A 2,743-nucleotide genomic window follows, 5' to 3' on the forward strand; every position below is an offset into this window, starting at 1 on the left:
GCCCGCCCTGCGCCGGACGGTAGATCCGCGCCCACGGCCCGAACCCGCGCTTCGTCAGCTGCCAGTCCGCCCGCGCCAACTGCTTGATGACCTTGTGGCCCTCCGGAAGCCGTCCGGACAGGCGCTCCTCCTCGCTGAGATGGAGCGGCAGGCCGTAACGCTCGCACGCGGCCTCGGTGAGCACGATCAGCGGGTCGGCGTCCTTGCCCGGCCCGCTCAGCTTGGGCGCGCCCAGCTTGGCCTCCGACAGTGTCCAGTCGACCAGCGCCGGGATGGACTTGGCGGGGACATCGAGGACCAGGCCGCCGGCGCAGTACGCGAAGACCTGCCCGTCCTCGACGTCGACGACCGCGAGCGGCCCGTTGACGAAGCGCGGGTCGACCCCGGCCGCGGCCGGGGCGGGCTTCGCGGTGGCCTTATTCGCCGCCGGGCGCCGCGACGTCGACGACGTCCTGGTCGTGGCCGCCGTACGGGACGGCGCGGGAGCGGGACGCTGCGGGGTGTTCTGTCCGGCAGTCATGGCCGCAGCATCCGGAGCCGGGCCTGTGGACACAGGTCCCGCTTCTACGGGCTCGGCCTCGCGCGGCGCGGGCGCAGAGGAGCCGAACATTTCGGGTAGCGCCGTGTCCTCGCCGGGCGCCGGGATGTTGCCGGGATAGAGCTCCGCGAGCTTGTCCAGCAGCCGGGCGTACGCCTCGCGCTGCGGCGGCCGCGGTTCGGTCCTGCCGCTCTCCCACGACACGACGGTCGGCCGGCGCACCTCCAGCGCCTTGGCGACCTGTTCCTGGGACAGGCCGTGGGCCTTGCGCAGCCGGACCCGCTCTTCGGGCGGGGGCAGCGGCGACTGCCCGGCGATCAGGGCGTCGACCGCGTCGAACAACTCGGACATGGGCACCTCCTGCCCCACACCATAGCTTGAAAGAAACATATCGCGTACAGAAGACCGAACATTACGCGTACATTTCGGGGAGATTGGGTCTCTTCTCTTCCGTGAGGGCGACGTCGCTGTCTGATCTCTCGCAGCGGAGGTTGAGCGTTTCTCAGCGAAGGCTGGTGACTGGCACTTCTTCTCACCGATGGTTAAGCGCGCAGGTCAGATCAGAGCGCTGCGGCCGGGAAGAGGAAGCCGCTGCGACTCCAGTCGCACGCGGCTGTGTCGCCAATGCCCACGCAGGGCCTCTGCATGCCTTTGACCTGGGGTGTGTTCCCGCGCTCAACGTTCGGTGAGAACGCTCAACCTTCGCTGCGAGAGGTCAGCCCTGCACCAGGTGCACGCCGTTGATGGCGGATTCGTAGGTGGCCGGCCGTGACCGGTTCCGAAGTGCGCTCGCCACCGGCCGGGGATGTGATGGGCGTATGGCCCCCGCCACGATTGCCAAGCTCAGCATCACGTTCGGGCTGGTGAGCATCCCGGTCCACGTCCACGCCGCGACGCAGGACCACGACGTGCCCTTGCACCAGGTCCACGCGGACGACGGCGGCCGCATCCTCATGAAGCGAACCTGCGAGAAATGCGGCCAGGAAGTCGCCTACGCCGATATCGCCCGCGGCTACCAGGACAGTGCCGGGCGAACCGCCGTACTCACCGACGCCGACTTCGCGGAGCTGCCGCTGCCGCTGCCCAGCATGAAGATGATCGACGTGATGGCCTTCGTCGATACCGTCGACATCGACCCCGTCTCCCTGTCACGGGCCTACTTCCTCGCCGCCGACCCTGCATCGGCCAAACCGTACGTCTTGCTGCGCAACACGCTGACCTCCACCGGCAAGGCCGCCATCACCAAGGTCACCTTCCGCACCGGCAGCCGCGAGTCGCTGGCACTGCTTCGCGTTCACGACCAGGTCCTGGTCCTCCAGACCATGCACTGGCCTGATGAGATCCGCCCGAGCGTGGGGCTCGCTCCAACCGGAGACATCGAGATCCACTCTCAGGAACTGCAGATGGCCAGCAGCCTGATGGAAACCATGTCCGAACACTTCGACCTGCAGACCCTCCACGACGATTACCAGAAGGCCCTGGACCAGTTGGTGAGGGGCCGCCTGGAAGGTCTGGCGGTCCCGGCCCTCGATGAAACCGCGCCGCCGCCCGAGGGCGTCGTCGACCTGATGGCCGCGCTGCAGGCTTCGATCGACGCCCGCGCCGCCCAGGACGAACCCCCCACGCCACGGAAACCCGCGAAGAAGACCCCGGCCCAGTCACCGGCGAAGAGCACCGAGGCGAAGAAGACGGCCGTCAAGAAGCCGCCTCGCCGTACCGGCTGACAGCCGCCGGGCCATCGGTCGTGCGCGCCCTGTCAGACCTCGGCCGCGAGGGCATCGAGGAGGACGTGCAGGCTCAGCCGCGCGCCGTCAGCGTCGACGCCGGTCTCTTCGAGTGCCTGGACCGCCAGGTCGAGCACCCCGACAAGGTGGCCCTCGCGAACAGCGGGCGGGAGCTCGCGTAGACCTGCCCGGAACGAATGCGGGCTCCACCGCACGCGGGCCAGGCCGTCAGCGAGGCGCAGCTCTTCAGGCGTCGGAACCCATGTCCCAGCCTGGTACTTCTCCATGAGGCACGGCGTGACCCAGGCCGCCGGCCCATGGCCCGGCCTCTTCTACGGTCTCCCGGTACTGGCCTCGCTCGCCTGCTCCACCATTGCCTGCGGCTAGGGCGTGTTGCGAAAGTGGACCTTGAAACCCGCGAGCTGGCTACGCGGGCACCTCGCAGTGAACGTGAGCGCTACGTGGTTGTTTCCTCGTGCGG

The 2,743-nt window shown here is 68.7% G+C and carries 3 protein-coding genes; 2 read left to right on the forward strand and 1 reads right to left on the reverse strand.

Going from position 1 to position 2,743, the window contains the following annotated elements:
* Window positions 1-889: helix-turn-helix transcriptional regulator (locus tag EFK10_RS20490; RefSeq protein WP_164836082.1), on the reverse strand; the 889-nt coding region annotated here is incomplete at its 3' end.
* A gap of 467 nt (window positions 890-1,356) precedes the next feature.
* On the opposite strand from EFK10_RS20490, the gene ku reads away from it, so the two are divergent.
* Window positions 1,357-2,262 (forward strand): non-homologous end joining protein Ku, encoded by a 906-nt coding sequence (gene ku / locus EFK10_RS20495; protein WP_127357117.1) that lies wholly within the window; start codon window positions 1,357-1,359, stop codon window positions 2,260-2,262.
* 20 nt (window positions 2,263-2,282) lie between these two features.
* On the forward strand, window positions 2,283-2,444 hold the full coding sequence (locus EFK10_RS47610) for a hypothetical protein (RefSeq protein WP_164836083.1): 162 nt from the start codon (window positions 2,283-2,285) through the stop codon (window positions 2,442-2,444).
* The last annotated feature ends 299 nt before the right edge of the window (window positions 2,445-2,743 follow it).

Origin of the sequence: Streptomyces soli (assembly GCF_003999195.1) — a bacterium.
GTDB classification, from domain to species: Bacteria; Actinomycetota; Actinomycetes; order Streptomycetales; family Streptomycetaceae; genus Actinacidiphila; species Actinacidiphila soli.